Consider the following 2,109-nt stretch of genomic DNA (forward strand, 5'->3'; position numbering starts at 1 on the left):
GCTTCCGGCCGTCCGGTACACCGGGAAACCGCCCGCTGCTCGCAGCGCCCCGCCACTCAGTCGCCCAGCGCTTTGGCGATGAACCGCTGGCGGTCGACGATGGCTCGCTCCACGCGTACCTCGGCCACCAGCAGGTCGCCGTCGTGCAGGGTGACGTCGAAGACCAGGGTGCGGCCCTCCTGCTTGGCCAGTTTGGCCTGGGCCATCACGCGGTGCCCGACCGGGGTGGGAGCGCGGTGCTGGATCTCGGCGCGGGTGCCCACGGTGGTCACTCCACCGGGCATCTGCCGGGAAGTCGCCACCACCGTCGCCGCCTCGGCCAGGGCGAGCACGCGCGGCGTGGCGAGCACCGGCACATCGCCGGATCCCAGCGACTGGGCGGTATCGGCGTCGGTGACCGTCAGCTCGACCCGGGCGGTGAGGCCGGGGGCGAAATCCGGAAGCTCCATGCTCCCAGCTTAGGACGCGTCGGGCCGGCGCCAGAAAGCGTCATCGTCGCCGCCGGCACCGCCCTCGCCTTCCGGATACGCGCGGCCTTCCGGATAAGCGGTGCCTTCCGGATAGGCAGGGCCTTCCGGCGCGGGTGGCCGGGCCGCGGCGGCTGCCGGTTGCTCAAGCAGGGCCGCGGCGGACTCGGGTTCGGCAACAGTGGCGGTGACCAGCGGCACCGGGCCGCGGGCCTGGCGGGCTCGGTTGCTCAGTTGCCCGGCCAGCCACCAGGCCTCGGCGACGTCGCGGTCGCGGGCCACGCCGGAGCGGCCGACGGCGGTGTCCGCGTACACGGTGGCGAGCCCGAGCTTGCGCTGGATCGGGCCTTGCACGACGCGGATACTCTGCATGCGGGCGTACGGGACCAGCGTCATCTCGCGGGTCAGCAGCCCGGAGCGGGAGACGAAGACCTCCGCAGTCATGCCGATGCCCAGCGCGTTGAGGGCGAACGGGTGCAGCCAGCGGGCCCGGCTCGGCGGCGGCAGGGTGGGCAACGCACCGAGGTCCACCCCGGGCAGTACCTCCCAGATCAGCAGCCGGCCGGCCTCGAATGCGCCCACCGGTAGCAGGCGGTCCGAGCGCTTGTCGTTGCCGGAGTGCTCCCCGGCGTACCCGGCGATATCGAGCCGCAGGTGCAACCAGCCCTGCAGGCGCCACAGCAGCGGCCACGTCACGCCGATCGCTTGGACCCGGTTGAGGGGGACGATCTGGCTGCGGGTCTCGACCAGTCCGAAGCGGACCGAGAGCCGGCCGTCGGGGTCGCGCGCCAGCCGGAAGTCCCAGTCCTGCAGGACGCGGCGAACCGGTTGCAGGATCACGCCGGCCATCGCGGTGACCGTGCTGGCGATGCCAACGAAGGTCCACGAGCCCTCGAGCACGAACTGCATGATCACGAACGCCACGCCCACCGGCAGGAAGAAGGCCTGCGGCGTGAGCAACTGGCTGATCACCAGGTCACGGTTGCCGACGCGAAAGAGCGGGCGTTCCAGCGCGCGTGGCGGCTCGTCGATGGTTGCGGTCCGGGTCGATCCGGGGGTACGTCCAGCCAGCGCGAGCAGGCGTTCCCGCAGCGCACCGGCTTCCCGGACGGTGAGGTAGGCCAGCGGCGCCTCGGTCTTGCTGCCGCCGACGACTTCCAGGCGCAGCTCGGCCAGCCCGGTCAGTTGGGCGAGCAGCGGCCGGCGCACCTCCACCGCCTGCAACCGGTCGAGCGGGATAGCGCGGTTCCGGCGCCAGAGCAGGCCGTCCTGGATCCGCAGCTCACGCCCCACCACGTGGTAGCCGGTGTTGAGCCACCCGATCACCGAGTAGATCACCACCGCGACGGCCAGCACGGCCACCACGATCGCGAAGCGTTCCAGCCCGACCTGCGACAGGGTCTGCCAGCTCAGCGCGGCGACGATGACGGCGATCGACTTGGCCCCGTTGAGCAGTGGGCTCAGCGGATGCAACCGCCGCCGTGGCTCCTCCCCCGCCGGCGAAACAGGCGCCGCCACCGGTGCCGCCTCGCCGTAGGAAGCCGGCGCCTCGCCAAAAGCCAGCGGCGCTTGATCCCAAGCAGCCGGCGCGTCATCGAAGGCGCGAGGGGGGCGGTCGGGGGAGCTGTGGCCGGGGCGCGGG

Annotated in this window: 2 protein-coding genes; both read right to left on the reverse strand. The window is 72.5% G+C overall.

The features are described from left to right. Positions 1 to 56 precede the first annotated feature (56 nt). A complete protein-coding gene (locus tag TFC3_RS10130; RefSeq protein WP_067498571.1) occupies positions 57 to 449 on the reverse strand; it encodes a thioesterase family protein in 393 nt (130 codons plus the stop codon). A gap of 9 nt (positions 450 to 458) precedes the next feature. Next, complete coding sequence (locus tag TFC3_RS10135; RefSeq protein WP_153040164.1) at positions 459 to 2,030, reverse strand: PH domain-containing protein; 1,572 nt, start codon at positions 2,028 to 2,030, stop codon at positions 459 to 461. Positions 2,031 to 2,109: the final 79 nt, after the last annotated feature.

It is taken from the genome of Actinoplanes sp. TFC3, from assembly GCF_001553785.1.
Classification (GTDB): domain Bacteria; phylum Actinomycetota; class Actinomycetes; order Mycobacteriales; family Micromonosporaceae; genus Actinoplanes.